Origin of the sequence: Streptomyces novaecaesareae, assembly GCF_000716875.1 — a bacterium.
Classification (GTDB): domain Bacteria; phylum Actinomycetota; class Actinomycetes; order Streptomycetales; family Streptomycetaceae; genus Kitasatospora; species Kitasatospora novaecaesareae.
Window position 1 is genome coordinate 1 of the sequence record NZ_JNWQ01000196.1, and the last position, 1,319, is coordinate 1,319.

Annotated in this window: 2 protein-coding genes; both read right to left on the bottom strand. The window is 66.5% G+C overall.

All coding sequences use genetic code 11. The features are described 5' to 3' along the window. Nucleotides 1–33 precede the first annotated feature (33 nt). Entirely contained in the window at nucleotides 34–936 is a 903-nt protein-coding gene (locus tag OP86_RS32440) for an IS3 family transposase (RefSeq protein ID WP_030056115.1), read from the bottom strand. A gap of 5 nt (nucleotides 937–941) precedes the next feature. Beyond that, nucleotides 942–1,250, bottom strand: a complete 309-nt coding sequence (locus OP86_RS32445; protein ID WP_157849911.1) for a transposase — start codon at nucleotides 1,248–1,250, stop codon at nucleotides 942–944. Nucleotides 1,251–1,319 lie beyond the last annotated feature (69 nt).

The following is a 1,319-nucleotide window of genomic DNA, read 5'->3' on the forward strand; positions in this document are numbered from 1 at the left end:
TGAAGTTCCCCCCTGACCTTGGACAGCTGTTGCTTACGCTGCGGGGGTGAAGTCGCGCTGCAGCCTGGCCCGGGTTTCGAGTGGGGTGAGGTATCCGAACTCGGGGTGCTTGCGGAGCCTGGTGCGGTTGTATTCGACTTCGATGAAGCGGAAGACGTCGGCTCGGGCCGCTTCGCGGCTGTCCCAGACGGTGGTGCCGATCTCCGCTTTGAGCAGGCCGAAGAAGCTCTCGGCTGCGGCGTTATCGTAACATATACCGGTTCGTCCCATACTCTGCCTCAGGTTCAACTCCTTTATCTCCCGGCGGAATTCACCACTGGTGTATTCGCTGCCGCGGTCGGTGTGCATGATGCAGCCCGGCTGCAGGCCGCCGCGGCCGGCGGCCATCTTCAGGGCGTCGGTGACCAGCTCGGCGCGGTGGTGGTCGGCCATCGCATAACCGACGACCTCGCGGGTCGCCAGATCGATGACCGTCGCCAGGTACCACCAGCCCTCGACCGTCGGCAGATACGTGATGTCCCCGACCAGTTTCATGCCGGGCCGGGTGGCGGTGAAGTCGCGGCCGACCAGGTCCGGAGCCGGCGCCGCCTTGGAGTCCTGCTTCGTCAGGTGCCGGCGCCTGCGGCGGGTCACGCCTCGGATGTCGCGCTCGCGCATGATCCGCTCGACCTTCTTCCGGTTGATCCCGTAACCCTTGCGCCGCAGCGCGGCGTGCACGCGCGGGACGCCGTAGGCCCCGCGCGAGGAGGCGTGGATCTCCCGTATCTCCTCGGCGAGTTCGTCCTCGCCTCGCTGACGCACGGCAGCCGCCGGCCGACCCGCGAGCCAGGCATAGTAGGTGGAGCGGCTGATGCCCATGACACGGCACATCAGAGCGACGCCGTAGCCGCCGGGGTTCGCCTCGGTGGCCTTCTCCGCATCGATGAAACGGCACACGGTGCCTACTTCATCGTCTCCTTCGCGAAGAAGGCGAGGCCTTTTTTCAAGATCTCGATGGTCTGCTGCTGTTCCCGGTCCCTCTTGCGAAGGCGCGCCAGCTCCTCCCGCTCGGCCGTCGTGAGCGCGCCCGCCGGGCCCTCCCCATCGTCGGTCTTCGCCTGTTTGACCCAGCCCCGCAGCCCCTCGGGGCTGACCCCCAGTTCCCGGGCGATCTCGGTGACGTTCCGATGCGGCGAGGACCGGACGAGAGCGATCGCGTCCCGCTTGAACTCCGCCGTGTACCGCTTGCTCATGTTGCTCTTGCCACTCACTACCTGGACTGCTTCCTCCGGGACCATCCGTCCCAGTATCAGGCTGTCCAGCTCAGTGGGGGAACTTCA